30 protein-coding genes and 4 tRNA genes are annotated in these 26493 nt (G+C 66.5%); 11 read left to right on the top strand and 23 right to left on the bottom strand.

The window, feature by feature from the left end:
• The 5 genes from LOZ83_RS32940 to LOZ83_RS32920 form a co-directional block, all read right to left on the bottom strand.
• Window positions 1-202, bottom strand: a 202-nt coding sequence (locus LOZ83_RS32940; protein ID WP_236795659.1) for an alcohol dehydrogenase catalytic domain-containing protein, incomplete at its 3' end; no start/stop codon positions are given.
• Window positions 199-627: a RidA family protein gene (locus tag LOZ83_RS32935; protein WP_236795658.1), complete on the bottom strand. Its 429-nt coding sequence runs from the start codon at window positions 625-627 to the stop codon at window positions 199-201. The genes LOZ83_RS32940 and LOZ83_RS32935, both read right to left, overlap by 4 nt.
• The gene (locus tag LOZ83_RS32930; RefSeq protein ID WP_236795657.1) at window positions 627-1031 is read right to left on the bottom strand and encodes a hypothetical protein; all 405 of its coding nucleotides are present in this window, start codon (window positions 1029-1031) and stop codon (window positions 627-629) included. The genes LOZ83_RS32935 and LOZ83_RS32930 overlap by 1 nt, the downstream gene beginning before the upstream one ends.
• 51 nt (window positions 1032-1082) lie before the next feature.
• Window positions 1083-2261: an FAD-dependent monooxygenase gene (locus LOZ83_RS32925; RefSeq protein WP_236795656.1), complete on the bottom strand. Its 1179-nt coding sequence runs from the start codon at window positions 2259-2261 to the stop codon at window positions 1083-1085.
• Between the two features lie 27 nt (window positions 2262-2288).
• Window positions 2289-3188 carry an alpha/beta fold hydrolase gene (locus LOZ83_RS32920; RefSeq protein ID WP_236795655.1) on the bottom strand — a complete coding sequence of 300 codons (900 nt, stop codon included), beginning with the start codon at window positions 3186-3188 and terminating at the stop codon, window positions 2289-2291.
• Window positions 3189-3406: 218 nt separating this feature from the next.
• Between LOZ83_RS32920 and LOZ83_RS32915 the strand changes: the two genes are divergently transcribed.
• On the top strand, window positions 3407-4063 hold the full coding sequence (locus tag LOZ83_RS32915) for a TetR/AcrR family transcriptional regulator (protein WP_236795654.1): 657 nt from the start codon (window positions 3407-3409) through the stop codon (window positions 4061-4063).
• Between the two features lie 80 nt (window positions 4064-4143).
• On the opposite strand, the gene LOZ83_RS32910 is transcribed toward LOZ83_RS32915, so the two are convergent.
• On the bottom strand, window positions 4144-4311 hold the full coding sequence (locus LOZ83_RS32910; protein ID WP_236795673.1) for a hypothetical protein: 168 nt from the start codon (window positions 4309-4311) through the stop codon (window positions 4144-4146).
• A 562-nt stretch (window positions 4312-4873) separates the two neighbouring features.
• Between LOZ83_RS32910 and LOZ83_RS32905 the strand changes: the two genes are divergently transcribed.
• The 4 genes from LOZ83_RS32905 to LOZ83_RS32890 are packed head-to-tail and all read left to right on the top strand — an operon-like array spanning window position 4874 to window position 9561.
• Window positions 4874-5710, top strand: coding sequence for a mycofactocin-coupled SDR family oxidoreductase (locus LOZ83_RS32905; RefSeq protein ID WP_236795653.1), 837 nt, complete (start codon window positions 4874-4876; stop codon window positions 5708-5710).
• Window positions 5711-5765: 55 nt separating this feature from the next.
• Window positions 5766-6935 (top strand): substrate-binding domain-containing protein, encoded by a 1170-nt coding sequence (locus tag LOZ83_RS32900; RefSeq protein WP_236795652.1) that lies wholly within the window; start codon window positions 5766-5768, stop codon window positions 6933-6935.
• A gap of 2 nt (window positions 6936-6937) precedes the next feature.
• Entirely contained in the window at window positions 6938-8485 is a 1548-nt protein-coding gene (locus LOZ83_RS32895) for a sugar ABC transporter ATP-binding protein (protein ID WP_236795672.1), read from the top strand.
• Window positions 8482-9561, top strand: a complete 1080-nt coding sequence (locus tag LOZ83_RS32890; protein WP_236795651.1) for an ABC transporter permease — start codon at window positions 8482-8484, stop codon at window positions 9559-9561. The genes LOZ83_RS32895 and LOZ83_RS32890 overlap by 4 nt, the downstream gene beginning before the upstream one ends.
• 626 nt (window positions 9562-10187) lie before the next feature.
• Here the strand turns inward: LOZ83_RS32890 and LOZ83_RS32885 are convergent.
• From LOZ83_RS32885 to LOZ83_RS32835, 11 genes are all read right to left on the bottom strand, one after another.
• Complete coding sequence (locus LOZ83_RS32885; protein WP_236795650.1) at window positions 10188-10877, bottom strand: GntR family transcriptional regulator; 690 nt, start codon at window positions 10875-10877, stop codon at window positions 10188-10190.
• Window positions 10870-11622 (bottom strand): aspartate/glutamate racemase family protein, encoded by a 753-nt coding sequence (locus LOZ83_RS32880; RefSeq protein ID WP_236795649.1) that lies wholly within the window; start codon window positions 11620-11622, stop codon window positions 10870-10872. The genes LOZ83_RS32885 and LOZ83_RS32880 overlap by 8 nt, the downstream gene beginning before the upstream one ends.
• An 11-nt stretch (window positions 11623-11633) precedes the next feature.
• Window positions 11634-12566, bottom strand: coding sequence for an ABC transporter substrate-binding protein (locus LOZ83_RS32875; RefSeq protein ID WP_236795648.1), 933 nt, complete (start codon window positions 12564-12566; stop codon window positions 11634-11636).
• A 15-nt stretch (window positions 12567-12581) separates the two neighbouring features.
• The gene (locus LOZ83_RS32870) at window positions 12582-13739 is read right to left on the bottom strand and encodes an ABC transporter ATP-binding protein (RefSeq protein WP_236795647.1); all 1158 of its coding nucleotides are present in this window, start codon (window positions 13737-13739) and stop codon (window positions 12582-12584) included.
• A 5-nt stretch (window positions 13740-13744) separates the two neighbouring features.
• Complete coding sequence (locus LOZ83_RS32865; RefSeq protein ID WP_236795646.1) at window positions 13745-14659, bottom strand: carbohydrate ABC transporter permease; 915 nt, start codon at window positions 14657-14659, stop codon at window positions 13745-13747.
• A complete protein-coding gene (locus LOZ83_RS32860; protein ID WP_236795645.1) occupies window positions 14649-15566 on the bottom strand; it encodes a carbohydrate ABC transporter permease in 918 nt (305 codons plus the stop codon). Before LOZ83_RS32860 ends, LOZ83_RS32865 begins: the two co-directional genes overlap by 11 nt.
• Window position 15567: 1 nt before the next feature.
• On the bottom strand, window positions 15568-16830 hold the full coding sequence (locus tag LOZ83_RS32855; protein WP_236795644.1) for an ABC transporter substrate-binding protein: 1263 nt from the start codon (window positions 16828-16830) through the stop codon (window positions 15568-15570).
• Between the two features lie 14 nt (window positions 16831-16844).
• Window positions 16845-17819, bottom strand: a complete 975-nt coding sequence (locus tag LOZ83_RS32850) for a polysaccharide deacetylase family protein (RefSeq protein ID WP_236795643.1) — start codon at window positions 17817-17819, stop codon at window positions 16845-16847.
• Window positions 17820-18428: 609 nt separating this feature from the next.
• On the bottom strand, window positions 18429-18647 hold the full coding sequence (locus tag LOZ83_RS32845) for a hypothetical protein (RefSeq protein ID WP_236795642.1): 219 nt from the start codon (window positions 18645-18647) through the stop codon (window positions 18429-18431).
• An 86-nt stretch (window positions 18648-18733) separates the two neighbouring features.
• Entirely contained in the window at window positions 18734-19051 is a 318-nt protein-coding gene (locus tag LOZ83_RS32840) for a hypothetical protein (RefSeq protein WP_236795641.1), read from the bottom strand.
• Window positions 19052-19065: 14 nt separating this feature from the next.
• A complete protein-coding gene (locus LOZ83_RS32835) occupies window positions 19066-19593 on the bottom strand; it encodes a DUF6069 family protein (RefSeq protein WP_236795640.1) in 528 nt (175 codons plus the stop codon).
• 77 nt (window positions 19594-19670) lie between these two features.
• Between LOZ83_RS32835 and LOZ83_RS32830 the strand changes: the two genes are divergently transcribed.
• The 3 genes from LOZ83_RS32830 (at window position 19671) to LOZ83_RS32820 (ending at window position 21798) form a co-directional block, all read left to right on the top strand.
• Complete coding sequence (locus tag LOZ83_RS32830) at window positions 19671-20372, top strand: TetR/AcrR family transcriptional regulator (RefSeq protein ID WP_255826153.1); 702 nt, start codon at window positions 19671-19673, stop codon at window positions 20370-20372.
• A gap of 295 nt (window positions 20373-20667) precedes the next feature.
• A complete protein-coding gene (locus LOZ83_RS32825) occupies window positions 20668-21189 on the top strand; it encodes a hypothetical protein (protein ID WP_236795638.1) in 522 nt (173 codons plus the stop codon).
• Between the two features lie 216 nt (window positions 21190-21405).
• Entirely contained in the window at window positions 21406-21798 is a 393-nt protein-coding gene (locus LOZ83_RS32820; protein WP_236795637.1) for an integrase, read from the top strand.
• A 163-nt stretch (window positions 21799-21961) separates the two neighbouring features.
• Here LOZ83_RS32820 and LOZ83_RS32815 read toward each other — a convergent pair.
• The 4 genes from LOZ83_RS32815 to LOZ83_RS32800 form a co-directional block, all read right to left on the bottom strand.
• Window positions 21962-22036, bottom strand: a tRNA-Val gene (locus tag LOZ83_RS32815).
• 1 nt (window position 22037) lies between these two features.
• A tRNA-Cys gene (locus LOZ83_RS32810) sits at window positions 22038-22108 on the bottom strand.
• Window positions 22109-22136: 28 nt separating this feature from the next.
• A tRNA-Gly gene (locus LOZ83_RS32805) sits at window positions 22137-22209 on the bottom strand.
• A gap of 109 nt (window positions 22210-22318) precedes the next feature.
• A complete protein-coding gene (locus LOZ83_RS32800; protein ID WP_027945617.1) occupies window positions 22319-22744 on the bottom strand; it encodes an SsgA family sporulation/cell division regulator in 426 nt (141 codons plus the stop codon).
• 393 nt (window positions 22745-23137) lie between these two features.
• On the opposite strand from LOZ83_RS32800, the gene LOZ83_RS32795 reads away from it, so the two are divergent.
• Window positions 23138-23209: transfer RNA gene (locus LOZ83_RS32795), tRNA-Val, on the top strand.
• Between the two features lie 117 nt (window positions 23210-23326).
• On the opposite strand, the gene LOZ83_RS32790 is transcribed toward LOZ83_RS32795, so the two are convergent.
• Complete coding sequence (locus LOZ83_RS32790; RefSeq protein WP_236795636.1) at window positions 23327-23572, bottom strand: hypothetical protein; 246 nt, start codon at window positions 23570-23572, stop codon at window positions 23327-23329.
• 181 nt (window positions 23573-23753) lie between these two features.
• A complete protein-coding gene (locus tag LOZ83_RS32785) occupies window positions 23754-24647 on the bottom strand; it encodes a LysR family transcriptional regulator (RefSeq protein ID WP_236795635.1) in 894 nt (297 codons plus the stop codon).
• A gap of 237 nt (window positions 24648-24884) precedes the next feature.
• Between LOZ83_RS32785 and LOZ83_RS32780 the strand changes: the two genes are divergently transcribed.
• Window positions 24885-25505, top strand: a complete 621-nt coding sequence (locus LOZ83_RS32780) for an NADPH-dependent F420 reductase (RefSeq protein WP_236795634.1) — start codon at window positions 24885-24887, stop codon at window positions 25503-25505.
• Between the two features lie 51 nt (window positions 25506-25556).
• Entirely contained in the window at window positions 25557-26492 is a 936-nt protein-coding gene (locus LOZ83_RS32775; RefSeq protein WP_236795633.1) for an SDR family oxidoreductase, read from the top strand.
• Window position 26493: the final 1 nt, after the last annotated feature.

The following is a 26493-nucleotide window of genomic DNA, read 5'->3' as shown; positions in this document are numbered from 1 at the left end:
CGGCGTTCTCGTGCCCCAAGGTGTAGGGCAGCCGCGGGTTCATCGCCGCGGCCCACTGCCCCTCGATGATGTGCAGGTCGGTGCGGCAGACACCGGCACCGCCGACGCGCACGATCACATCCAGCGGCCCGGACAGGCGAGGCTCCGGCACCTCCTCGACGACCGGCGGTTTCCCGTAGTCGTGCAGGCGCAAGGCCTTCATGCATCCTCCTTTGTGGACCGGGTCGCGGCGGGCAGGTATGCGGTGGTGTCGATCTCGACCAGGAGCTCCGGGCGGACCAGCCGCTGGACGATCAGCAGGGTGTTCGGCGGGCACAGCTCGTCATAAGCTCGCGCGAAATACTTCTCCCGCGCACGGTAAAAACCAGGAATGTCGTCGGCCGAGACCAGATAGGTGACGAATCGCGTGACGTCCTGCGGGGAAGCACCTTGCGACTCCAGCACTGTTCGCACGTTCTCGAAGGCACGTATCGTCTGCGACTCCACATCCGCGCCGGCGACGGAATTGTCGGCGAGGAACCCGCACTGGCCGGCGACGAAGATCAGATCACCGGCGCGCGATACGTGGGAGTAGGCCCCCAGCGGGGGTGACACGCCCGCGGGATTCTCATAATGCGGTGTGGCCATCAACTCTGCCTTTCCAGGAGGGATGCGCTGTGGGCTGGCGCGAGGGTGCCGCCGGCGAGGACGCAATCCATCGCGCGGCGCAGCGTGGCGGCGTCACCGTCGGCATGCCTGGCGCGCCAGGCCACGTGGCCGTCGGGACGTACCAGGGCCGCGCCGGTCCGGCCCATCGACACCGGCCCGAGCAGGTGCGGCAGTCGTTTGACCTGCAAGGGCACCGTCGCTGTTTCGACCACAGCCCGTCCCGCTTCCTCCCACAAGTCCGCGTCAGGTCCGCACACCAGCACGAACGCGGTGTCGAACCAGTCGATGGTCGTGTGTTCCTGCGCCACGTCCAGCCAGAAATACGGGAAGCGGGCACCGGGACGGTCCGTCGGCCAATAGCGCTCGGAGTCGTGCGGCGGCACCGGGGACCCGTCATCGACGATCGCACCCTCGGTGTAGATGTAACCGAGCGTCTAGCCTTCGGTGTGCAGCTGTTTGTCCTGTTCGGCCAGCAATTTCCGCCACGCCTCCGGGTGCTCCTCGCGCTGCCGGAATGCCACGTCCATCTTGTCGATGCGCTGCTGGTTGCGGACGGCGAAGTCGGTGTTGGACCGGGCCACCGGCCGCCGCTCGGACTCGTAGGTGTCGAGCAGTTCCTCGGTGCCGTGTCCGGAAAGGACCATCGCGAGCTTCCACGCGAGGTTGTGCACGTCCTGCACCCCGGAATTGAGCCCGTTGCCGCCGGCCGTGGGGAAACGGTGTGCCGCGTCCCCGGCGAGGAACACCCGTCCCTGCCGGAAGTGCCGCGCCACCTGAGCGCTCATCGTCCAGTTCAGTACGTTGATCCGCTCGACCTCGAGGTCGGGCATTTCCCACTGTTCCCGGACGAGCTGGACCAGATGTTCCTCGGAGAACGGAACCTCCCCGTCGGCGAGCTTCTGGACCGCCAGCCACCGGTTCCCGTCCGGGCCGGTGGCCAGGACGTTGACGTCGGGCCGTTCCAGATCGGTGGGCCGCACCAGGAATCCGATGGCGCTGCGGACATGGGGCAGATGACTGAGATCGGCTCGGTAGTAGTGGTTCGCCATCAGCGAGAGCACCTCCGGGCCTTCCATCTCGACCCCGAGCGTCGTCCGCACCTGGCTGTTCGCGCCGTCGCACCCGATGAGGTACTGGGCCCGCACCTCGAACTCCTCGCCGGTGTCACGACTACGCAGTCGCGCGGTCACGCCCGCGGCGTCCTGGGCGAACGTGAGCAGCTCGGTCGAACGGCGCACCTGAGCACCTGGACGGGTCGACAACGCGTGGTCGAGCGCCTCTTCCACCGCGTCCTGGGGCACGATCGACCGTGGTGCCGGAGTGTTGGTACTCGGTGCCGGCTGCGTGTAGGCGACCAGGGGGCCGTTCAGACTCTCGCACCAGCACGCGACGTCGGAAGTCGCGGGGAGCCCGGCCCGGCGCACCCGGTCCTCGATGCCCCATACCCGGAACTGTTCCATCGTCCGGTCGTGACAACCGCGCGCTTTCGGATGATTGGTCGTGGCCGGCCGCCGCTCGGCGAGCAGGCTCGGTATCCCCAGCCGATCGAGGAGCAGGGCCAGGCTCATTCCGGCGGGACCACCGCCCACGACAAGAACCGGAACATCGATCATCGGTGCACCTTCCTCACTGTCCGCCGCTCAGCGGGCGTCGAACTTCTGGTCGGCATCGGCGAAGAAGGGCAGCAATTCGCCTGCGAGCCGATCGGGTACCTCCATCGCGACGAAATGGCCGGATTCGGGAATCATCACGGATCGTACGTCGCGCGCGACCTGCTTCATGGTCTTGACCGTGAGGTCACCGTGCCCACGATTTCCCAGCGTCCCCACGGCGAGAATCGGCGTCTCGAGTGGACGCTCGGCGAGTGCGCGCATCTCGTCCGCTTCGCGGAGCATCGACGCGTAGAGCCCAGTGGTGCCACGGAAGCCGTCGGGGCGAGAATAGGTGCGAATGAATTCGTCGATATCCGGCTCGCCGATCGCGCCCTTGATTTCGGTGAAGCCCTCGTACGCGTACTGGGTGAGGAACTCGCGCTCGTGCCCGGGCAGCACCATGTCGGCGATTCCCGGAGCGGCGAAGAAACCGAAATGCCACGCCCCGCCCTTGGTGACGTCCATGAACTTCTCGAGGCCGAATCCGGTTATGCCCGTTTCTATCGGCGCGTAGCTGCGTACGTATTCGCGTCCCTTGGCGGCGAGCCGGTCTGTCACCGGCCCGCTGAGGTCCTGGCCTGTCAGATGCACGGGACCGAGGCCCAGCGCGTCGATGAGGCAGCGAAGATCCTCGGCAGAGGTGGCGCTGTCGTAGTGCCCCTCGTCGTTCGACGACTCGCCGAAGCCGCGCAGATCCACGGCGAACACCCGGTGGCGCGCGGCCAACAACGGGATGAGCTTGTGAAAGGCCCACCAGGTCTCGGGAAAGCCATGCACGAGCAGGACGGGTGAGCCGGACTCGCCCGCGCGCACGTAATGCAGGCGGGCACCGTTCAGCGTCGAGTACTCGTGCGTGACTTCGGGGATCGTCGCGGGCCGGGCGGCCATACCGACGGCTCCTGAGCTCATGCACACTCCCTTGGATTCATGGCAGGCACGACAGCACGTGGATCCGCAGCATGCGCTCGCGCAACCCCGTCGACCAGCGAAGTATTTTGTAGTGATCGTTAAATATCGATCACTACAAAATCATGCGCACATCGCGGCTGTCAAGGGTTTACTATCGATTGATACAGATGGTTCTACATGACAGGGGGTCTCAACCGATGGCGACGGGACGACCGCGCGGGTTCGACACGGATGTCGCTCTGGAACGTGCGCTACACGTGTTCTGGCGCAAGGGCTACGAGGGGGCGTCGCTCGCCGACCTCACCAAGGAGATGGGCATCAACGCCCCCAGCATGTACGCCGCATTCGGTGACAAACAGACCCTGTTCTACAAGGTCCTGGAGCGGTACGCCAGCGAACCCGGGGTCGAAGCGAGCCGGTACCTCGACCTCCCGACCGCGCGCGCGGCCGTCGAGAACCTCCTGCGCAGCACCGTCGAACGCGCGACGGATCCGGCCACCCCACCCGGCTGCCTGCTGGTCCACGGAGCACTGGTGACCGGCCGGACCGGCCAGGCCGTGCGGGACGAGCTCGCGGCGCGCCGGAATGGCGACTACGTGTCGGTGCGACAGCGGCTGGAAAGAGCGGTCGAGGAGGGTGATCTGCCCGCCGGCACCGATCCGGCGGTACTGGCGCGGTACGTCATCACCGTCAGCGACGGCATCGCGGTGGCGGCCGTCGACGGCGCGACCCCCGACGAGCTGAATCAGGTGGTCGACGTGGCGCTGCAGGGCTGGCCCACGAAAGGCCGATCAGGTGTTACCCGCAACTCCCGGAAGGGAAAGACGACCCAGCGAACAGCGAAGCGGGCCTAGGACCTGCTCGTGGCGCCGCGCCGCCTAGGAGTGGAATCTCGCTGTCTCGGAAAGCATCGCGCGGGTGAGCTTGATCCGGTTCACGGCGGCGGTGTCGCCGGCGTAGCCGAAGGAGATCCCGAAGAGCACCTTCCCGTCGCGGATACCCAGCGACTCGCGGATCGCATCGCCGAAAAACCCAGCAGCCCCTGAGGGCAACTGGCGACGCCGTAGGCGGTCATCGCCAGCAGCAGCGTCTGTCCGTACATGCCGATATCCGCGGCCATCCGCTGGTCCGCATTGGACGGTGCGAAGACCAGCGCGCTCGTCGGCGTAGGCGGCCACCAACGCATCGCTCAGCCGGTCGCGCGCCACCGACCACTTCGACCTGCCAGGGCGACTCGGCGTAGTCGGGCAGGAGTTTCGCCATAGGACGCTTCCCCACTCTACGTATACGCCCACGTTTACACAGGAGCGTAGCAGCTCGAGGGTCCCGGGTGTACACCAGCGCCCGCCGTTCTGGTCGTTGAGCGCCATGGCTCGTCCTTCGGCGAAAGTGCGAAGGATTACCCGGCCCGAGTTAACGCCACGGAAACAAGGACAGATATCGATCAATCGCGAGGTCTTGACAGGGCGTGAGTCCGGATGCTTCTGTAGTGCTCACCGTTTAACGATCACTACAGAATCCAGTCGGCGTCGACGACACGCCCGACTGATTCCGTAACCCGCGGGCGTCACTTTCCTTTCCCAAGCACGCGATGTGAATTTCCGCGGCCGATGACGGCAACCGTTGACGCGGTCCGGTGGAATGACGACGAATCGGGAGTAACCATGGCAGAACTGAAGGGCAAGGTCGCCTTCATTACGGGTGCGGCACGCGGTCAAGGGCGATCGCATGCCGTGACCTTGGCCAAAGCCGGAGCGGACATCGTCGCCGTCGACATCAACAAGGACATCGACGAGACCGTACCTTACCAGCTTGGCCGGCAAGGCGATCTCGCCGAGACCGAGCGGTTGGTGCGTGAGACCGGGCAACGGATTCTCGGCCGCACCGCGGACGTGCGCTCGCCGGCCGAACTGGACAAGGTCGTCGCCGAGGCCCTCTCCGAGTTCGGCCATATCGACGTCGTCTGCGCCAATGCCGGAATCCTGACGACGATGCGCAAGACCTGGGAACTGTCGGAAGCCGAATGGCAGGACGTCATCGACGTCAATCTCACGGGTGTCTTCAATACCGTGAAGGCGGTCGTTCCCTCGATGGTCAGCGCGAAGCGCGGCGGTTCCATCGTGCTGACGAGTTCACTCGGCGGTTTGAAGGGCTACGCCAACATGGCGGGCTATGTAGCGGCCAAACACGGCGTCAACGGACTGATGCGCACCCTGGCGAACGAACTGGGACCGGAGAACATCCGGGTCAATTCCGTGTGTCCCGGCCTGGTCAACACCGACATGCTCATGAACCAGGCCATCTACGACGTCTTCCGGCCGGACATCGCGAACCCCACCAGGAACAACGCCACCGAGGCATTCCGCGCAATGCAAGTTTTGCCCGTCGACCATGTCGAACCCCGGGACGTCAGCGAAATCGTGGCCTGGCTGGGTTCGGACGCGAGCCGGTTCGTCACCGGCGTCGCCGTGCCGGTCGACGGCGGGCAACTCGGCCGTTGAACTGACCACGGAATTGTGCCTGCCTATTGTTTGAAACCGAACGGAAGAAGAAACCATGGTCCGTTTCACCAGACACTCCCTCGGGTTCGCATCGTGGGTGGCGGCGGCCGGAATGGTCGCGGCCGTGCTGACGTCGTGCAGCATGCGGGCCCCCGCAACGAGTTCGGCGGCCAACGCGGCCGCGATCAACAACGCCTCGCCCGCAGTGGCCAAACTCTACGCCGGGGACTACGGCCCGCCGCCGGCCACCGGGCCGAAGGCACAGCGGGGCAAGAACGTCTGGTTCGTCTCCTGTGGCCAGGCTTTCGACGCGTGTTCGGGCGCCGCGACGGCATTTCAGGAGGCCGGCAGGATACTCGGCTGGAATGTCACGGTCGTGGACAGCAAGGCGAGTCCGCAGACCGCCAACGGACTGATCAACCAGGCCGTGGCCGCGGGTGCCGACGGAATCGCCGTCATCGCATTCGACTGCCCGACGATCCGCTCGGGACTACTCGCCGCCAAAGCCGCGAACATTCCGACGGTCAACTTCGGTGGCCTCGACTGCGACTATCCGGGATTCGGCGGCGGATCGGGACTGTTCACCAAGACCGAGAACGACCTCGGGGGCGCGTCCTGGGAAAACTACGCGGCGGCCTACCAGCGGGCCCGGGTCACCACACTCCTCGGCTACGCTCCGCCCAATCCGACGATCCTGAACCTCGCCGAGAAAAGTAGCGCGAACCACGACATCAACACGAAAGCGTTCCTCGCCGCACTCAACGAGCAGTGCCCGAAGTGCACCGTCATTCCGGTCGAGTGGACGTTCGCGCAGGTTCCGGCGACCGCGACCCAGATCTGGAAGGCCGCGATCCAATCCCATCCCGAGGCAAGCGTGCTGTCGAACGATACCGACTCCGTCGCGCCACTGGGACTCAATACGGCCATTCAACAATCGGGTCGCCGGGACCTCGTCGTCATCGGAGCGGAGGGTTTCCCGGCGAATCTCAGCATGATCCGCAGCGGGGTCCAGACGGCCGCACTCGCCATCCAGCCCGGCTACACGTGGCAGATGTACGGTCTCGCCGACACCCTCAACCGCCTGTTCGCGAACGCGACCGACTTCCCCGACGAAGGCGGTGGGTGGGTGCTGGTCGACAAGACCCACAACCTGCCGGACGAAGGCGCGCCACTGGCCGTCCCGGACTTCGCGGGCAAGTTCAAGACGCTGTGGGCGGGTCAGTAGCGATGAGCGTGAGTGCAGAGGCCGGCGCCGGCCGCGGTCCCGCCGCGCTTTCCATCGAACATCTGACGAAAACGTTCACCGGAACGCATGCGCTTTCCGATGTCAGTGTCGACGTCGCCCCCGGAACGGTCCATGCGCTGCTGGGTGGTAACGGCTCCGGCAAATCCACGCTGATCAAGGTGCTGGCCGGCGTGCACCGCGCCGATCCGGGGGGAATCATCCGGGTCGCTCAACGTTCTGTCCCCGCCGACCAGATAACGCCGGCATTCGCCCGCGACGCCGGGTTACGTTTTGTGCATCAGGACCCGGGTGTTTTCCCGGAAATGACCGTCGCCGAGAACATCGGCCTGGTCAACGGGTTCGGTGGAACACCGGGAACGATCAGCTGGACGACCTTGCGGCGCCGGACCGCGTTGTTACTGGAAAGGTTCGGCATCGCCGCGACACCTGATCAGGAGCTCGGCTCTCTGCGGCCCGCGGATCAGACCATGGTGGCGATTGCCCGCGCGCTGGAGGACGCCGAGGACCTGAACATCCTCGTACTGGATGAGCCGACCGCGACGCTGCCGAAGGGTGAGGTCGACGTTCTCCTCGAGTCGATCAAGGCGTGCAGCAGGTCGGGCCAGACGATCGTGTTCGTCAGTCACCGGATCGACGAGGTGCTGTCCATTTCGGACGACATCACCGTGCTGCGGGACGGGCACAAGGTCGTCACCCGGGCGAACGAGGGCCTCGTCGAGTCCGATGTGGTCCGGTACATCGTCGGACGCCCGGTGTCCGAAGTACTTCCTCATCCTCCCGAACGCGATCACCAACAGGTCTTCCTGAGCGTCCGCGGCCTGCGAGGAGGTCCGCTCGCCGACGTCACGTTCACCGCGAGTCGCGGTGAGGTGGTCGGCATCGCTGGCTTGCTGGGCTCCGGGCGGACCGAGTTGTTGCGCATGCTGGCCGGCGCAATGCCCGCCGACGGCGGTGAGGTCCGGCTCGACGGCGAGACGATCCGGCCGAGGAGCGTCGGTGACGGGATCAAACACGGTATCGCCTACGTTCCCGAAGACCGCGCCCTCGATGCCGCCCTCAGTGACCTCTCGGTCGAAGACAATCTGTCCATTGCGGACTTGAATCGGTACCGCGCAGGATTGCTCTATCGCCATCGGCGCGAGCACGAGGAAGCCCGCGCGGATATCCGGAAGTTCGGCATCAAGACCCGCGATATCTTCACCCCGCTTTCGCAGCTCTCCGGCGGAAACCAGCAGAAAGTCATTCTCGCCAGGTGGCTTCGCCTCGATCCACGTCTGCTACTGCTCGACGAGCCGACCCAGGGCGTCGACGTGGGCGCCCGGGCCGATGTCTACGCGCTCATCGACGACGCAGTCGAGAAAGGACTCACCGTGGTCCTCGTCAGCTCCGATTTCACCGAACTGTCGCGAGTGACCGACCGCGTGCTCGTCCTCAGCGATGGGCGGATCGGAGCGGAACTGGCCGGCGCTGACGCGACCGAAGAAATGATCACCGAGCTCGTCTATTCATCGTCGAGGAGCACACAATGACTCAAACGCGTGACCCGTCTGGCACCGTGCGAAACGACGGGCTCCCCCAAGATTCCGCATCGCCTGAGGAGCACGACGCCGCGAAGGCCGAGCCCCGGCGCCGACGTCCGGCCGCGCTCGTGTACGGCGAACGGTTCGGCCTGGTCGGGCTGCTGGTGGTGGTCGCGGCCGTGTTCAGCCTCCTGCGGCCCGCTACCTTCTTCACATTGTCCAATCTGCAGACGATCGTGACAACGCAGTCGGTCAGCATCGTGGCCGCGCTCGCGCTCATGCTCCCGCTCATCGCCGGCCGTTTCGACGTTTCGATCGGCTCGAATATCAGCATCTGCTCCGTGGCCGGCGCCGCAGCGATGTCGGAATACTCAAGCTCTCTCGTCGTCGCCGTGCTCGTAGCTTTGGCGGTCGGCGCGCTGGTCGGCACCTTCAACGGCGTCGTCGTGAGCTATTTCGGTGTCAGCTCCCTGATCGGAACACTGGGAACGTCGACGGTATTGGTAGGCGTCATTCAGGCGTACACCCACGGCACCCCGATCAGCAACAACCTGCCGTCCAGCCTGACGAATCTCGGGAACATGCTTGTCGCCGGTGTACCGGCCATGTTCGTGCTCGCGCTGATCATCTCGGTACTTGCCTGGTACCTGCTCACCCAGACACCATACGGAAAACGGCTGACCGCGGTCGGTTCCAATTTGCGCGCCGCGGAACTGACCGGCATCCCCACCCGGCGCACGGTCGCCCTCAGCTTCGTCGGCGCCGGCGTCCTGTCCGGCGCCGCGGGAGTCATGCAGATCGGTGTGCAGGGATCCGCCGACCCGCAAATCGGTGGAATCAACTTCATCCTGCCGGCCGTCGCCGCGGTATTCCTGGGATCCACTACGTGGCGCCCCGGGCGCTTCAACGTAGCCGGCACCATACTCGCCCTGTTGTTCGTGGCCACCGCCGTCAGCGGCCTCGCCCTGGTCGGCGCCGCCCCCTGGATCACCGACGTATTCCAAGGAGGAGCCATCATCGTCGCCATCGCACTCAGCGCCCAGTTCCGCAAGCGGCGCACCGGCGTCATCGAAATGGGAGCCTAGAAGTTCGGCAGGACTCTCGTGATCGCCCGCCAGCAGATGACCCCCGAACGCACTGGCACCGGCCGACACCCCCTGAAATTTGAATCTGCGTCCCCTTGCACCCCAGAATGCCGCGATCAGCGCCGACCGTGGTGGAGACTGCTCGATAGGCGACATCCATATGCACAAAAGATCACCGCGCGGCACCCGTCCAGTGCACGTCCTTTTGCAGCAGCTTGCAGTCGAGTTTTCCTGCTAGTCAACAAGTGTATTGACGTCAACCACCAACGCGCCGCCGGCGAATGCGCCCGCGGTCGATACGACCGTTGATCGTCGAAGCCTTGCTCAAGCTGCAATGCTTTCAAGACAACGACGCCACAGATCCACGCCCATCTTCGAAAGTCCTTCCGCCGCACCCCGCCACGGACAGTTACGCGGAACGCTCACTGCCCTCTGTATTTGGCGATCACCGTCATCGAGAACTCAGCCGTGATCAAGCGGCGCCCGGACGGGGTGTTCGCGATGACCGCCAAGCCCTACGTCGTGCTGCCCGCGCCAGTCCGCGCCCGCCTCCGGCGACCGAGTGCTGCAGGTCTGCGACCCGGCCACGGCCTTCGACCACAACGAGATCCTGGAATTGCTCCGGGTCAAGGCCGCTCGACGACGGCGTCGAAACTGGACAGTGACGGTTCCCGGCCCCGTTCGATGTGGGTGTACGCGACCGCTCGCGCGACCTCCTCGTTGCCGGACGCGATCGCGTCGAACAGTTCGTGGTGCTCCGCGCACGCCTGCTGCGCGTCGCGCTGCGAGGTCAGGTAGAACAGCCAGCTCATCCGGTGCGAAACGGTCTGCATCAACGACATCATCAGGCCATTGCCGGTCAGATCCACCACCCGCGTGTGGAACAGCGTGCTCGACTCGGCGATGCGCAGGTCGTCACCGGTCGGCACCACCTCATCCGAACTGTGCAGCACCTGGGCGAGCTTGGCCATCGACGCACCCCGGGCCACCTTCCTCGTGGCGTAGCGAGCGGCTTCCACCTCCAGCGCGAGCCGCGCGTCGAACAGGTTGTGCACGTCATCGACGGTCCAGGTCGACACCACCGCGCTCCGGTGCGGGAACATCTCGACGAAACCATCCGTGGTCAGCTGTGGCAGCACCTCCCGCACGGGGACGCGGGACACCTTGAGCGCGGCCGCGAGCCGCTGCTCGTTGAGCCGCATTCCCTGGGGGTACTCGCCGGTGATGATCCAGCGACGCATCGTGCGGTAGATGTTCGCCGACAGCGAGCCGCCGTTCGGTTCGCTGTCCTCGGTGTTCTCGGCAGGGCTAGCCATCGGCAACTCCCGCGATCTTGCCGACCGCCCGGCGCGGCCAGCCGGCCCAGGTCTTGGTTCCGCTCGGCGCCCGGAACGGACCTTGCTTACTGGTAGTTTTACCAAGCCCCACAAGACCTTCCGCGACGGCCACCGCACACGTCACACCGTCGAGCACGGGCACCCCGAGCACCTCCTCCAGCCGCCGGTCGAGGCCAGCGAAACCGGCACAGCCGAGCACGATCGAGTCGGCGCCCGAGTCCAGCAGGGTCCGGCCCGCCTCGACGAGTGCGTCGATGGCCAGCCCGCTGTCCTGGTGGATCGCGACGACCGGGATCCGAGTCGCGACCACCCCGGCGCATCGCGACCACAAACCCGCCGAGCGCAGGCTTTCCTCGATGCCGGCTACCGCTGACACCGCGGTGGTGGCCACCCCGAACCGGTAGGAGAGCAGGCTCGCGAACTGCGCGGACGCCTCGGTGATATCGACCACCGGCACGTCGAGAACCTGTCGCATGCCTTCCCGGCCGTGCTCGCCGTAACCGGCCATCACCACGGCGTCGAACGTTCCGTCGTGGGCCAGCACTGCGTCGAGCACCGCCGCCGCGGTCACGAAACTCTCGTAGAAACCCTCCGCCGACTCAGGACCCCAGCTCGGCTGAATCGCGACGACCTCGGTTCCCGGCCGGGCGGCCGCCTGGGCGTTCGCCCGGATCACGCCGGTTATCTCGGCCGAGGTGTTGCAGTTGACGACGAGCACCCGCATCCCCACCCCCCTCATCGACCGGCGCTGGCCGGCTGTTCCGACGCCAGGAACGCGGTGGGCGCGCAGTCGATGAGATCGTCATAGTGGATGGGCGCGGTGGTCAGCGCAGCGGTCGCGATGCCGCGCTGCCACCGGTCGTAGGCCGCCCGGTCGATCAGCGGTGTCGTCCACATGCCGAGCGCGCGGAACTCGTTGGTCAGCGACACGGCCAGCTCCGTCCCGATGGCGGGGAAGGTCTCGCCGAGGAAACCCGCGTACTCCGCCGCGTCATGCTCCACAACCCACTGCATACCGCGGTTCAGCGCGCGGACGAACCTGGTCTGGATCTCAACCCGCTCCGGCGTGCTCTCGCCTTCGCTGTAGTACACGCTCCACGGCACATCACCGCCGTCGCGGACGAACGGCGAGACCACACGCAGCCCGGTGCGGGCGGCCAGCGCGGCGGCCGAACCGTAGTCCACCACCAGGTAGTCGCCCATGCCACCGGCGAAGAGCGAGCCGAGCATGAGCCCGTCGAGATCCTGCACGAAGCGAACGGCCGAGACGTCGACCCCGCGCTCGGCGAGCAGCATCTTCATGAAGACGCCGACGCTGGCGCCATTGCTGCCCTTCATCAGCATGATCGAACCGGGCAGCCGGTCCCACGAGAACTCGGCCACGGGCTCACGGCCGAGCAGCGCGAGCGGCGCACGAGCGGCGACCTGGGCGAACGGCGTGTAGCGCGTGGCCCGGCCGAGATACATCGAGGGCACCCAGATCCCGCCGAGCGCGGCCTGCGAAGTGCCCGCGGCCAGTTCGTCCAGCACCAAATCCCACGGCTTGGGCACGACCGCCGAGACGTCGAGGCCCTCCTCCGCGAAGAACCCGCGGTCCCGGGCGAGGTATTCGGGAAGATAGTTCAGGCTGTGTCCGGTCGCGGCGATCCGGTAGGGCAGCAAGGACATGCGGTTTTCTCCAGTTCAGACAAGTGCCGGGTCGAGGCGCCGGGTGGTCTCCCGGTCGAACCACACGACGTCGGCGGCGGCGAAGGACAGCGAGCAGGACTCGCCGACGGTCACCGGTTGATCGGCGGGAACTTTGGCGTAGTGGGGGGTTTCGGGCGCCAGCGTGCGCGGCCGGTCCTCGGCGGTGTCGAGGTGGAAACCCACGAGCGTTTCGCTGCCCAGCCGCTCGACCGCCACGACGGTGGCCGACAGCGGCCCGGACGCGTCGTCGTGGAAACGCAGTTTCTCCGGTCGGATGCCGAGCAAGAGGTCATCACCGTCGGGCAGCGCGAGGCCAGGCACGTGGGTGGCGAGATCGGCGCGGCGCACCCCGGACGCCTCGTCCCCGATGGGCAGCAGGTTCATCGGCGGCGCCCCCACGAAACGGGCCACGAACGTGTTCGCCGGGGACCGGTAGATCTCGTCCGGGGTGCCGATCTGCTGGATCGCGCCGTGGTCCATGACGATGATCCGGGTGGCCATCGTCATCGCCTCCACCTGGTCATGGGTGACGTAGACGAACGTCCTGCCCACCTCCCGGTGCAGGCCCGTGATCTGGGCCCGCATCTGGGTCCGCAGTTTTGCGTCCAAATTGGATAGTGGCTCGTCGAGCAGGTAGATCGCCGGGTCACGCACGAGCGCCCTGGCGAGTGCGACGCGCTGGCGCTGCCCGCCGGAGAGCTGTACGGGCCTGCGATCGAGCAGCTGGTCCAGCTCCAGCGCGGTGGCGATCCGGGCGGTCCGCTCGCTGATTTCCGGACTGCGCATCAGGGTCCGGCGCGCGATCGAGTTCACCACCGGAACGTGATACCAGCGCTTGAAAGCGGCCATGACGAGCGGGAACGCGATGTTCGCGCGGACGGTCATGTGCGGGTAGAGGGCATAGGACTGGAACACGAACGCGAGGCGCCGTTCGGCCACCTCCCACTCGTTGACCACCTCGCCGTCGAACCTCATGGTGCCCGAGGTGATGTCGGTGAGCCCGGCGATCATCCGCAGCAGAGTGGATTTCCCGCAGCCCGACGGCCCGAGCAGCACGACGAACTCGCCGTCCTCGATCTGTGCGTCGAACGAGGTGATGACCTGGGTGTCCCGGAACGACTTGGAGACGTTCTCGAAGGTGATCGATGGCATCTCGGCTAGCCTTTCACCGCGCCGACCGTGAGGCCGGCGACGATTTTGCGTTGGACCAACAGGAAAAAGACGATCGCGGGGATCGTGAAGACCAGTGCCGAACCCATGATCGCCGACATCGGGGTCTCGTTCTGGCCGATGAACGACGCCAGCCCGACGCTCGCCGGCCAGTGTCCCTGATCGGAGAGGAACGTGTTCGCGTACAGGTATTCGTTCCAGCCTGCGAAGAAGGACAGCACCGCGGCGGCGGCGATACTGGGCGCGATGATCGGCAGAATGATCATGGTCAGCGCGCTGATCCGGGGGCAGCCGTCCAGCTGCGCGGACTCCTCGATCTCGTGCGGTATCCGGTCCATCGCCGTCTTGAGGATGAACGTGGCCACCGGCAAGGAGAAACCGGCGTCGGCCAGTACCAGGCCCCACAGGTTGTTGAGCAGGCCGAGCGAGATGAACAGCGCGTAGAGCGGCACCAGGATCAGTGCCTCCGGCAGCACCTGCGTGATGAACAGCAGGAACCCGATCGGTCCCTTGCCGCGGAACCGGAACCGGCTCAGCGCGTACCCGGCCAGCGAGCCGAGTACCAGGCTCAACACCGTCGTGCCCATCGCGATGAACGCCGAGTTGCCCAGCCACCGCCACAGCGGCACTCGGCCCAGCTGGTGGAACAGCGAGCCCAGATCCTCGAAATGCGGCCACCAGGACTGGGTACCGGCATACAGCTCGGCGTTGGTGGCAAGCGCGGTGTTGAGCATCCAGTACACCGGGAAACCCGCGAGGCCCATCATGACCAGCACCACGACGTAACGCGATGCCAGCTTCAGCCGGGACCGGCCGCGCCGTGACCCGCGGGCAGCCGCTGGTGCTCCGGTCGACGGCGCCGCGACGTCTTCGGACACGATCACCTCGGTGCTAGACGCCATGCGTCGACCTCCGTTCGACCACGAAGTACACGACGGTCACGGCCAGTGAGATCACCAGTCCGACGACGCCGTAGGTGGCGGCGCCACCCAGGTCGTAGTTCTCGAACGCCTGGAGCTCGAGGCTGACCACCAGGGTGCTGGTCCGGTTGAGCGGGCCACCGCCGGTGAGCAGGTAGATGATCTCGAACAGCCGCATGGACCAGACGACCAGCAGCAACGCGACCAGCCGGATCGCCGGGAGGATGTGCGGCAGTGTCACCGCGCGAAACCGGCTCAACGCGTCCGCACCGTCCACATGGGACGCTTCGCGCACCTCCGGTGGCACGGACTGCAACGCGGCCAGGACGACGAGCATGACGAACGGCGTGTACTGCCAGACGGTCGCCGCGATCACCGAGGGCAGCGCCAGCTCCTGGTTACTGAGCCAGTCGTGCGTGCCGAGTCCCAGCGCACCGGTGATCCGGTTGAGCACCCCGGTCTGGGAGTTGAAGATCCACGACCAGGCCAGTGCCGTCGCCACCCCCGGTACGGCCCAGCCGAACGCGAGGACGCCACGGACCAGCGCCCGGCCGCGGAAGGGCCGGTCGACCGCGAGGGCGGCCAGCGTGCCGAGCACCAGGCAGCCCGCCACCACCCCGAGTACATAAAGGACGGTGGTGAGCAGCGAGGTCCACAACAGATCGCTGCCGAAGATCCTGGCGTAGTTGTCCGTCCCGACGAAGTGGCCCCCGTTCGGGCGGCTCAGCTTCGTGTTGGTGAAGCTGAGCCACACCTCGCGGGCCGCGGGGTAGAACACGACCACCGTCATGTAGACCAACGGCACCGCGACGAACAGGTAGGGCGCCGAGAACCGCGCGATCCGTCGTCGGCGTGTGGACGCCGCGCCGGTGGCTAGCGCGTGCGACATGTCAGCGCGCCACCTGCTCGGCCAGGCTCTGTGCGGAGGTCAACGCGGTCGCCGGGTCCGCGTTCTTCAGCAGCACCTGCTCCACGGCCTGCATGACCGGGCGCATGATCGCCGCGGTCTTCACCTCGAAACCCGGGACGAGCAGGCTTCCCTCCTTCGGCGCGACCGTGGCGAACGTGGTGCCCCACGGGCTCTGCGCGGTGAAGTCCGCGGTGAGCGGGACGTCGGTGGCCAGCGTGTCCGGCCCCGACGCGGCCCGCAGGCCGGCCTGACCCGCCGAGCTGATCAGCCACTTCACGAAGGCCTTCGCCGCGTCCTGGTTCGCCGAGTTCGCGTTGACGCCAACCAGGATCTGCTGGGCCGCGGCCGGATTCGGGAACGGCAACGGCGCGGCACCGACGTCGGCCGAGGCCACCGACCCGCCCAGCGCCATGTTCAGCGTGCCGCCACTGTTGTCGAGGATGAAGCCGACGTTGCCTTCCTTGAACCGCGTCCGCATAGTGGGCATGTCGTCGCCGATCGGGATGATCTTCGCGTCGTAGACCTTCTTGTACGCGGTGAGGGCGGCCACGTTGGGCGCGGAGGCGATGGTGAGCTTGCCGTTCGCCGCGAAACTTCCGCCGTAGCCGTAGTTCCAGTTCTGGTAGTCCATGTACCAGCCACTGAAGTCCGACATCAGGTGGCGGGTGGCGAAACCGATCGCGCCGGTACTGGCCGTGACCTGCCTGGCCGCGGCGATCAGCGCGTCCACTGTGGTCGGCGGGGCGCCGACGCCGGCGCGCTCGAGCAGTTTCTTGTTGTATACCAACGCATAACCGGCACGCTGCCACGCAACGCCGTACCGGGTGTTGCCGACCATGCCGGCGTTGTTGGTGACGTTCAGTCCCGGCGTGCCGGACAGTTCACCCAGGTCGACCAGCGCATCCGATGCCGCAGCCGTGACGAAGAGGCCGTCCTGCATCAGGATCACGTCCGGGCCCTTACCGGCACCGAGCTCCGTGGTGATCTTGTTGGCGAAGTCCGCGGAGGGAATGGCCTCCTGTGCCAAAGTCACCTTCGGGTTGACCGTCTGATAGGCGACCACCGCGTTCCAGAGATTCTTGCCCCGCAACGCATCGAGCCACTGCGAGTTGCCGATCGTCAACGTGACCGGCCCGTCCGAGGCGGTCGACCCGCCGGAGGAGCCGCACGCGGCGAGCGGGCCCGCCAGTGCCGCAACGCCTGTTGTCGCGAGCGCGCTGCGGAGAAATGTTCTGCGCTTCATCGGTCGGCAGCCTTTCAGTCGGGGAGGGTCGGTGCCGGTGGGGAAACGGGGGGCCAGTTCCAGGCGTCGGGCGGGGCGAAGAGACCGGCGAAGTGGCGGGCGATGTCGTTGCGCTTGGCGATCCACACATCGGGGAAACCGCTGACGTAGTCGAGGAACCGGTAGAGCGCGGCGATCCGTCCCGGCCGCATGATCCGCGCGTGCAGCCCGACCGACATCAGCCGCGCCGTGTCGTCGGTCTCGGTGCGCAGCACGTCGAACGAGCCCTTGAGATAGTCGAAGAAGTCGGCGGGGCCGATGTAGCCCGGGCCGGAATGCCCGCCCCAGAACCGCGCGTCGTTGGTATCGACGGCGTACGGGACCACCAGCATCGGGCGACCCAAAACCGGTGTGTAGTAAGGAATATCGTCGTTGGTCGTGGCCGAGTCGTAGAGCAGGCCCTCCTCGGCCATCAGCCGGCGGGTGCGCACGGTGATCGGCGGCCGGGGGAACGCGCCGAGAATCTGCTGACCGGTCAGCCCCCACACCTGATCGACGCAGGCCCGCAGGTCCGCGCGCTCCTCGTCCTCGGTCCAGTCCGGATGCGAGATCGACCGGGTGCCGTGCGCGACGAAATCGCAGTCCTCCTCGGCGAGCTGGGCCAGCAGCGGCGGGTTGAGCGGAAGGGCCGTGGACGAGACGAACATGCTGAACGGCGCGTTGTACTGGCGGAATGCCCTGAGCAGGCGCCAAATCCCGGCGCGTGTCCCGTACTCGTATTCGCCTTCCTGCATCAGGTCGCGCTCGGACGGCGGGAGGGCGCTCCGCACCCAGGTCCGGGAATCCCGCTCGGTGTCGCCGTGCAGCGGGTTGCGTTCGGTGCCCTCCTCGTAGTTGATCGCGAGGTTGATCGCGACGCGCGCACCACCCGGCCAGCGGAAGGAGGGCGGCCGGCCGCCGTAGCCCGCGAACTCACGCGGCCGGAGGTCGGCAGCGGACGTGTCGCGCATCAGTTCTCCTCCATCTCGGTATACTTAACCTGGCTAAAATCGCCTTCTGAGGACCCCGATCGGCGCAATCCAGCAAAACTTGTAAGACAATCTTGAGCGGCGCGCATTTCTTTGACAGATCTGGACTGTTGCGCGCAGGTGAAACACGAGGCTCGAAATCAGGCGGAAGATGCCAAACGCGAGTCGAACGGGTTACGTCTCTATGTCACCGCACGCTGGTACGGCCGACAGGGCGGCGGTGACGGTCTCACACCCGCACTCGATCAACGAGCGCCTCACGCCGCACTGCCCGACCACCACGGGTCCACGCCGCGCGTCGGACCGGGGCGGATCCGGTCACTCGGAGTCCAGAGCGGTCAGCTCGGCGTCCACGGCCTCCGGCAGGATCCTGCGCAGCTGGAGCTGGGCCTGCCGCGGGCAACGGCCGGTGTGCGGGTCACCAGCAGCGCCCCGACCACGACCGGCATCAAGGACATGACCCGCGTCTTCGATCGAGTCCCCATGCCGTCGAGTGTGTGGAGGCGCCGCCCCCAGGTCACTGTGGCTACCCCTGCGAAGGGCAACTGCGGCCAGCCCTACCGCGGCTCGGCCAACTGAAGCCAAGCACCTTCAGGCTTCTTGGCGCTCGACAGATGGGTCTTCGACTACGTCCACGAGGTCGAAATAGTCGTTCTGGAACGTGGCGAGCCCGCTCCGGTATTTCTCGTTGCTCGCGAAGCTGGACCACATGCCAAAATTGATCATGCGCTCGCGGTCGTGGCTGCGATGAAAGTTTATGGTGCGCAGGCCTGGAGTCGCCAACGACGCGTCGGCCCGGCCATCGATCACCGTGAACAGGCCGAAGTGCGCCGGCGGTGTTTAGTTCGGTCGCCAGTCAAGGGTGCGTACCTGAATTCCCTGCGCCGCGATGGTACTCAGCACTCGCGGCGCAGGACGGGCGGCGACCTCGGTGCCGCGTCGAAGCGGCTGTAGACGGTGAGGCGATTGTGATCGCGGCTGGCGAGCACGATTGCGCCGTGGAAGCCTGCATCCTTGCTCCAGCCGCGTACGTGGTCGACAACGCTCGGTAGGACGCGGAACTGCTCAGGAGTCCGACGCGGGTCGGTGCTCGGCGGCTGTGGCGCGGCGAGTGTGGGTTCGATTCCTGCGGGCTCGCCCAGCTCGAGTCGTTCGATCATCGCGACGACCTTCGAGTCGGCGGTGGTGCCCAGCGTCAGTGTTGGGGTGGTCATCATCTTTCCTCCCGCTATCGATGAATGGGGTGATCAAAGGTTTGTGAGGCCGCTTCAGTCGGGTATTCCTCGGCCGCCACGTGCTGGCGCAGGAGACGAGAAGCGATCAGGTAGCCGGGCACGGCGTGCGCCACCACCACTACGTGCATCACCATCAGCACCACGACTCCGGCCGCACTCGTTCCGGGGATGAAGTGCAGCGCGAGCAGTAGCAGATCGGGCACCAGCGAGAGTGCGGTGACAATGGGAACCAAAGCTGTCAACACTGCTCGCGGTCGCGCGGCTCGCTGCTGCACGATGCGCCACCCCAGCCATCCGCCCACGACGCCGACCGCGGTGAACCCGCCGTAGACCGGCAGTGTGAGCGGCGCGAAGCCGGAACTCGCGCCCGGGTATCCGGCGATCAAGGCCACAACCGTGTTGGCGGCTACCGCCAACACGATGACGACACCCAAAACGGCGGCGACGATCGTGATCGTGCTGCCACGAGTGCCGTATCCGCGCGGCAGGTCGTTGCTCAGATGCTTCGTAGACGACGACATGACGTCACTCCTCTGACGATAGGGATATTTCGAGACCTACTGGTCTCGTATTTAACGGTACCACACGGTCCCGTAAGATGGGCTCCGTGAGACCTGACATCCCAGACGCCCCTGCGCCGGCCGGCCGGCCGCGCGATCCGGCTCTCGAGCAAGCCATCCTGGACGCCACCGTGGACATCATCGTGCGACGTGGACTGTCGGGTGCGACTGTGGAGGAGGTCGCGCGGCAGGCGGGAACGGGGAAGGCGGCGGTGTACCGGCGCTGGCCGAGCAAGACGGCGCTGGTCGTCGCGGCCGTCCGTGCCCTCCAAGCCGACGTCAGTGTTCCCGACACCGGGTCCCTGCGTGAGGACCTCCTCGCGTGTGCGCGGCACTACACGGCGGGGAACGAGCGGGCCGCGATGCTGCTGGCGAACCTGCTCAGCGAAGCATCACGGGACACCGAACTGCGCGAGGCCGCATCCGAGGCGATCGGCCAGCCACCGGCGGTGGCACTGCGCTCGGTGGTTGAGCGCTGGATCGAGCGCGGCGAGGTCGACCCGTCGGCGCCCGTCGATGTCCTCGTCGGCATCATTCCGTCTTTCGCGTTCCGACAGGTCGTCACTCGCGGTCGAACGCTGGATCAGACAACCGCGGTAGTGCTCGTTGACCACGTGCTTCTGCCCGCACTGCGCTACTCGCCCGGCCGACTGCCTGATTCGGCGGATGGCGGCGGCGCGGCAAGGCGAGCTCGCCGCCGGGAAACCAGCATGCCGCCAAGACCGCCAGCCGGTAGCTGATCAGCGCCCCAGCCGCCCGAGTGAGTACCGGGCCGCACCATGAACGATCTCCAGTGCGATCAGTCGGCACGAGTCGGCAACCGCATGAACAAGGAAAACCGGGATATTTTGTCGGGATGTTGCTGCGAATTCGCCCCGTCTGAGGTGATCTCCTCACGGTCTGGCTGCCCTTGTGGCTCTGCCCGGCACCTGGGCTTCGGCCCCTACCCGCCAGCAGCGACCGCTACGAAAACCAGCTCCTACCCATCGGATCCCCAGCGGCACCCCCGAAGAAGCCACCTCGACAACCCAGCCTGTGCGTGCCGAAAAGTACATCCGTGCCGGTCAACAGGCGTCGACGCGTCACCGATCGCCGTGCGGCATGATCCGCTTCGCCTATCTCGCCGTCGCCCACGCCTTCGCCGCACTGCGACTGTTGCCCATGACCGACCGTGAAAAAGATGTCGAAATCCTCACCCTGCGCCACCAACTCACCGTGCTGCAACGACAACTCGGCGGCCGGCGCCCACGACTACGGCCCGAGGACAGGGCGTTCCTCGCGGCACTGCTCGTGCCGCTGTCCCGCGCAACACTGCGCCGGTTCCGACTCCTGGTCAGCCCCGACACGGTCCTGCGCTGGCACCGCAACCTGGTCACACGCCGCCACGCCCGCCCGAGCATGAACCGCGGGTCCGGGCGTCCGCGTACCGTCGCCTCGATCCGCCGCCTCGTCCTACGCCGGACGGCCGAAAACCCGTCCTGGGGCTACCGACGCATCCGCAGCGAAGTCGCCCTTCTTCTCGGCATCAAGATCGCCCCCTCAACACCGAAGGCATAGACCCTGCCCCACACCGGACGACGAGCACGTGGGCGAACTTCCTGCGCTCCCAGACCGACGCGATCCTGGCGATGGACTTCATCGAGCCCATCACCCTGACCAGGGCGCGGCCATACATCCTCGCCGCGATCCACCACAACGACAACCGGGTGCGCATCCTCGGCACTACCGCACACCCAACCCACGCCTGGGCAACAGGCCACCCGCAACCCGCACATGGACCTCGAGGACTCCCAAAGCGTCGCACAGGTCAGGTTCCTCATCCGCGACCGCGACGCGAAGTACTCCGCATTGATCGACGACATCCTGCGCGGTGCGGGGATCAGCACGGTTCTCACCCGGTGTCCGGATCCCGCACATGAACGCGATCACCGAACGCTGGGTGAAGACGCTGCACGCCGAACTGCTGGATCGCGCACTGACCTGGAACGAACACACCTCCGGCAGGCGCTTCGCGAGTACCAGCGGCGCTACAACCCACACCGGACCCATCGATCGCTCGCCGCGGCCGCACCGCTGCGAACCCTGCCCCTCGAGTCTGACCGGATCGACCGCCTCGCCGTACACCGTCTTGGCGGAATCATCCACAAGTATCGACACGCAGCTTGACCTGCCTGGACGTAGTTTTCGGCACGCACAACCTGGGACCGGGGCTGAGTACTAAGCGAAACCGCACAGTGTTCACCACCCCGTGCTCCCAATCTGCTCCCCAGACACGACAATGGCCTGCCAGCGAAGATCGCCGACAGGCCATGTGACCAGGGAAAACAGATGGTGCGCGATACTGGGATCGAACCAGTGACCTCTACCGTGTCAAGGTAGCGCTCTCCCGCTGAGCTAATCGCGCGAGGTGGAGACGGGATTCGAACCCGTGTACACGGCTTTGCAGGCCGTTGCCTCGCCTCTCGGCCACTCCACCGCGACAGGCCCGAGAAGGCCTCTCTCCGAGCGGACGACGGGATTCGAACCCGCGACCCTCACCTTGGCAAGGTGATGCGCTACCAGCTGCGCTACGTCCGCGTTACTCGCGACGCCAACACCCACCATGCTGTCGTCGTGATGGGAAAACCATACTGGACCCGGAATCCGCCGATCACAGGGGGGTGCCCGATCCGGTCGCAGCGAGTCATCAACCGAGATCGTTGGGGATGAGGTGGGTCAGCGCGTCGTCCACGTCGACCCACAGGTGCTCGTTGCCCGGCAGGACGACGTCGTAGGTGCGGTCGAGGAAGTCGGCCAGCTCCTGGGCCGAGGCCTCGAACATGGCGTGCCCGGACGGCGAGTTCAGCTCGATCAGCACCGACTCGGGGTCCTCGACGGACGGCCGGATCCGCACGTCCCCGTCGCCGGCCTCGGCCAGCAGGCCGTCGGCGAGCAGGTCGCGGGCGTAGACCCATTCCACCCAGCCCGCGCGGCCGGTGCGGAACGCGGCGACTACGGCGTACGGGTCACGAGTGTCGTAGCGCAGCTCGACCTTGACCGGGACCGCCGGGGTACGCGGCGCCAGCAGGTCGAACACCGCCGTCGAGCGGAGCGTCACGTGATCGTTGCGCATGGCCTTACCTTTCGTCTCCCTCCACGGCCCACCCGGCCGGGTTCACGGGTGGGACGTCTCAACATCCCGATCCGCTCACTGTTTGACGCACGATCACCCAGTTGAGTTCATCGGGTCCGCCGAGTTCGTTCCTCACCTTTCGCCCGGGCAGCGGCCTCGGTGGCCGGCCTCGTGATCGTCCACCTCGTACATACTGCTCGGTTTAGTCGTCGAGCGACAGCACGGTGTCCCCGATGTCGCAGGTGACATGGCTCGCCCCGGCCGGAAAACGATGGTCGCTACCACCCGGTTGTTCGCAGTGTGCCTGCTCGTACGCGGACGGTGCGCGACCAAGACCACCCGTTTGCCACAGCACGAACGGCATCCGCTAGAGTTCTCACTCGTACCGCACGGGGGCGATTAGCTCAGCGGGAGAGCGCTTCGTTCACACCGAAGAGGTCACTGGTTCGATCCCAGTATCGCCCACTCCCTGTTTTTCCACGTCAGATGGCCTGCCGATGATCTTCATCGGCAGGCCATCGGTGGTTTCGGGGAGCAGTTTGGGAGCACGGTCTGCTGACCACCTGCCCCCATCCGAAGGGATCATGCCGCTTCTGGCTCCACGGCGGGGCTTTCGGTCCAGGTCCAGCCGCCATCCTGCTCCCACCGCTGCTGCAGGGCCTGCAGCGTGTCCTCGATCATCTGGTCGGTGACGTGCGAATAGAGGTCGTCGACGTCCTTGCGCTTGCGTCCGAGCCGCAGCAGCCGCATGATCCCGAGTACCCGGTCCTCGACCAGCCACGTCTCGTGCGTGTGACGTAGGTCATGGAAGTGCAGCTCTGATGTCATAATCTCATCAGCGATGTCGTGCGGATGCCGTATACGACATGAGGATGAGATTTGTTCCCCGCCCATGTTGATGTTCGGCCGTTTGTGTGGTGTCGGCGAGGCGTGACGCGTGCGCCCGTGCTGACGGTGGATTGTGGCTGCCTGGATATACCTCGACGGGCTCATCCGACAGGCCGCGTGGTCACTCCACGACAGCCGCACCCACATCGTAGTTTCCGCATTCTGCCGTGATCTCGGCCGTCGCTTGCGCCGCGGTGAAGAAGTCGTCGGCCAGCGGCGAGGTGCGTGATGCCGCCACCGCGAGGCATACCTGGTCGGGCGGGAGTTCCGGGATGGGTACGTAGCTGATGTCCGGACGCGAGTAGAACACGGTCGCCGAACGCCCCACGAACGAGATGCCCCGGCCGGCCGCGACGTGCTCGAGCGTCTCCTCGACCCCGCGCACCCGGAGTCCGGAGTCGGGGTGCGGGCGCCTCGTGGGCTGCGTGCTCGGGTCGGCATGCCAGACCAGCGGCTCACCGGCCAGGTCGGCCTCGGTGACCTCCTCCTTGCCGGCCAACCGGTGACCGGCGGGCAGCACCACCATGAGCGGCTCGGTGTACAGCGGAGTCACGCGCAGGCCGGTCTCGTCGATAGGCAGCCGCACATAGCCGACGTCGACGCGGCCGTCGAGCAGCATCGGGGCCTGGTCGTCCCATTCCATCCGCTGCACATCCACGACCACGTCCGGATGCCGGGCCTCGAACGCCCGCGTCGCCGGGATGACCGGGATGCCGGCCCGGAATCCGACCACCAGCCGCCGGCTGCCACGGGCGGCCACGGACACCCGGCGGCGGACCGCGTGCGCGGAGGCCAGCAGCGGACCGGCGTCGGCCAGCAGTTGTCGGCCCGCGTCGGTCAGCGCCACGCCGTGGCGATCCCTGGTGAACAGCGAGGCGCCGAGATCCTGCTCCAGCGCGCGGATCTGGCGGCTGAGCGCCGGCTGCGCGATGTGCAGCTCATCGGCGGCGCGGCCGAAGTGCAACCGGTCGGCCACGGCGACGAAATAGCGCAGTTTGCGCAGGTCCAGATCCACGGCACCTCCCGGTCCGGTGATGCCTCCAGGGTATCACCACGGCTGAAAGAGGTCTTGGACAGCCATTCGGGCCAATGGCAGCCTGAATAGGTAACTGACGGGGCCAAAGCGAATTCGGTATAAGAATTCGGCATCGGATTTGATAGCGAGGCCCAGGCCCGGAATGAGCACATCAGGAATTGAGCGCCGTCCATCGCGTTATTCGACGGCGTCCAGCTCCAGAAAGCAGGCACACCAATGAGCAGCATCAGCATTATCGGCCTGGGGAACATGGCCGGCGCCCTGGCCGGCCGGGCGCTCGCCGGCGGCAACGCAGTCGAGATCATCGGCCGCGACCGGGTCAAGGCCAAGGAATTGGCCGCCGCGCTCGGGGGTGCCACTGTCGGGACATTCGGCACCGCCCCGGCCGGCCACATCGTGATCCTCGCCGTGCCGTACGCCAGCGTCTTGCCGGTCGTCGCCCACTACGGGGACGCGCTGGCCGGCAAGGTCATCATCGACATCTGCAACCCCATCGCCCCCGATCTCAAGGGCTTTGCCACCCCCGACGGCAGTTCCGCCGCGCACGAGGTCGCCAAGGCTGTCCCGGCGAGCGCGCACGTCGTTAAGGCGTTCAACACCGTCTTCGGCCACATCCTGGCCCCGGGCCGCCAGCTGGACGTCCTCTTCGCCGGCGATGACACGCGGGCCAAGACGAGCGTGTCGGCGTTCATCGAGAGCCTCGGGCTGCGCCCGCTGGATGCCGGCGGCCTGGAGGTGGCGCGCTGGCTGGAAGCAGCGGGCCTGCTGATGATCAGCCTGGCCAACCACGGCGTGGGGAACTTCAACTTCACCCTCGGCGTCAGCATTCTCAGCTGAGCGCACCGCACCACCACTTCTCGCGTCACATCATTCACAAGGAGCAGTAGCGTGCGCGTTTTCGTCACTGGCGGGACCGGCCATGCCGGTTCGTACATCATCCCCGAGCTCATCGCCGCCGGGCACGAGGTCACCGGCCTGGCCCGGTCGGACACGGCCGCGGCGGCGGTGTCCGCGCTCGGCGCGAAGGTGCGTCGCGGCGACCTCGAGGATCTCGACGGGCTCAAGGAGGCGGCCGCGGATTCCGACGGCGTCATCCACGTCGCGCACAGGCAAGACCTGCTTGCATCCGGGGGGATCGACGCCGTGGCCGCCGCGGAGCTCCCGATCATGCTCGCGTATGGCGAGGCACTCGCGGGAACCGGAAAGCCGCTGGTCGCGGCGGGGAGCATCGGCTCGCCCGGGAACCTGGGCCGGTCGGCCATCGAGGAGGACCCCGCCCTTCCCAGCGGCGATGAAGACAAGGGCACCCTGCGGGTTCGGAACGTCGTGGAAACCGCCGTGGTCGGCCTCGCCGAGCGGGGAGTGCGGTCTTCGGTCGTGCGGATTGCCAACATCGCGCACAGCACGACCGATCGTGCCGGCTTCCTCGTGCAGCTGATCGCGCTCGCGAAGGAGAAGGGTTTCGTCGGCTACCCCGGAGACGGCGCGAACCTGTGGAACGCCGTGCACATCCGCGATGCCGCCTCCTTGTTCCGCCTGGCGCTGGAGAAGGGGCCGGCTGGCAAATGCTGGCATGCGATTGGGGACGGCGGCATCCCGTTCCGCGAGATCGCCGAGGCCATTGGCAGCCGTCTGGGCCTGCCCGCCATGAGCGTTCCCGCGGACGTACTGATGGTGCCGGGATACTTCGGGTTCCTCGCGAACATAGTCACCCAGAACTACCCGGCATCGAACCTCATCACCCGCCGGACCCTCGGCTGGGAACCCGCTCAGCCCAGCCTGCTCGCCGATTTGGACAACGGCCATTACTTCTCCGCCAGCTGAC

This window comes from Amycolatopsis sp. GM8 (assembly GCF_021653975.1).
Lineage (GTDB): Bacteria > Actinomycetota > Actinomycetes > Mycobacteriales > Pseudonocardiaceae > Amycolatopsis_E.
This window is presented reverse-complemented; position numbering and strand designations above follow the sequence as displayed.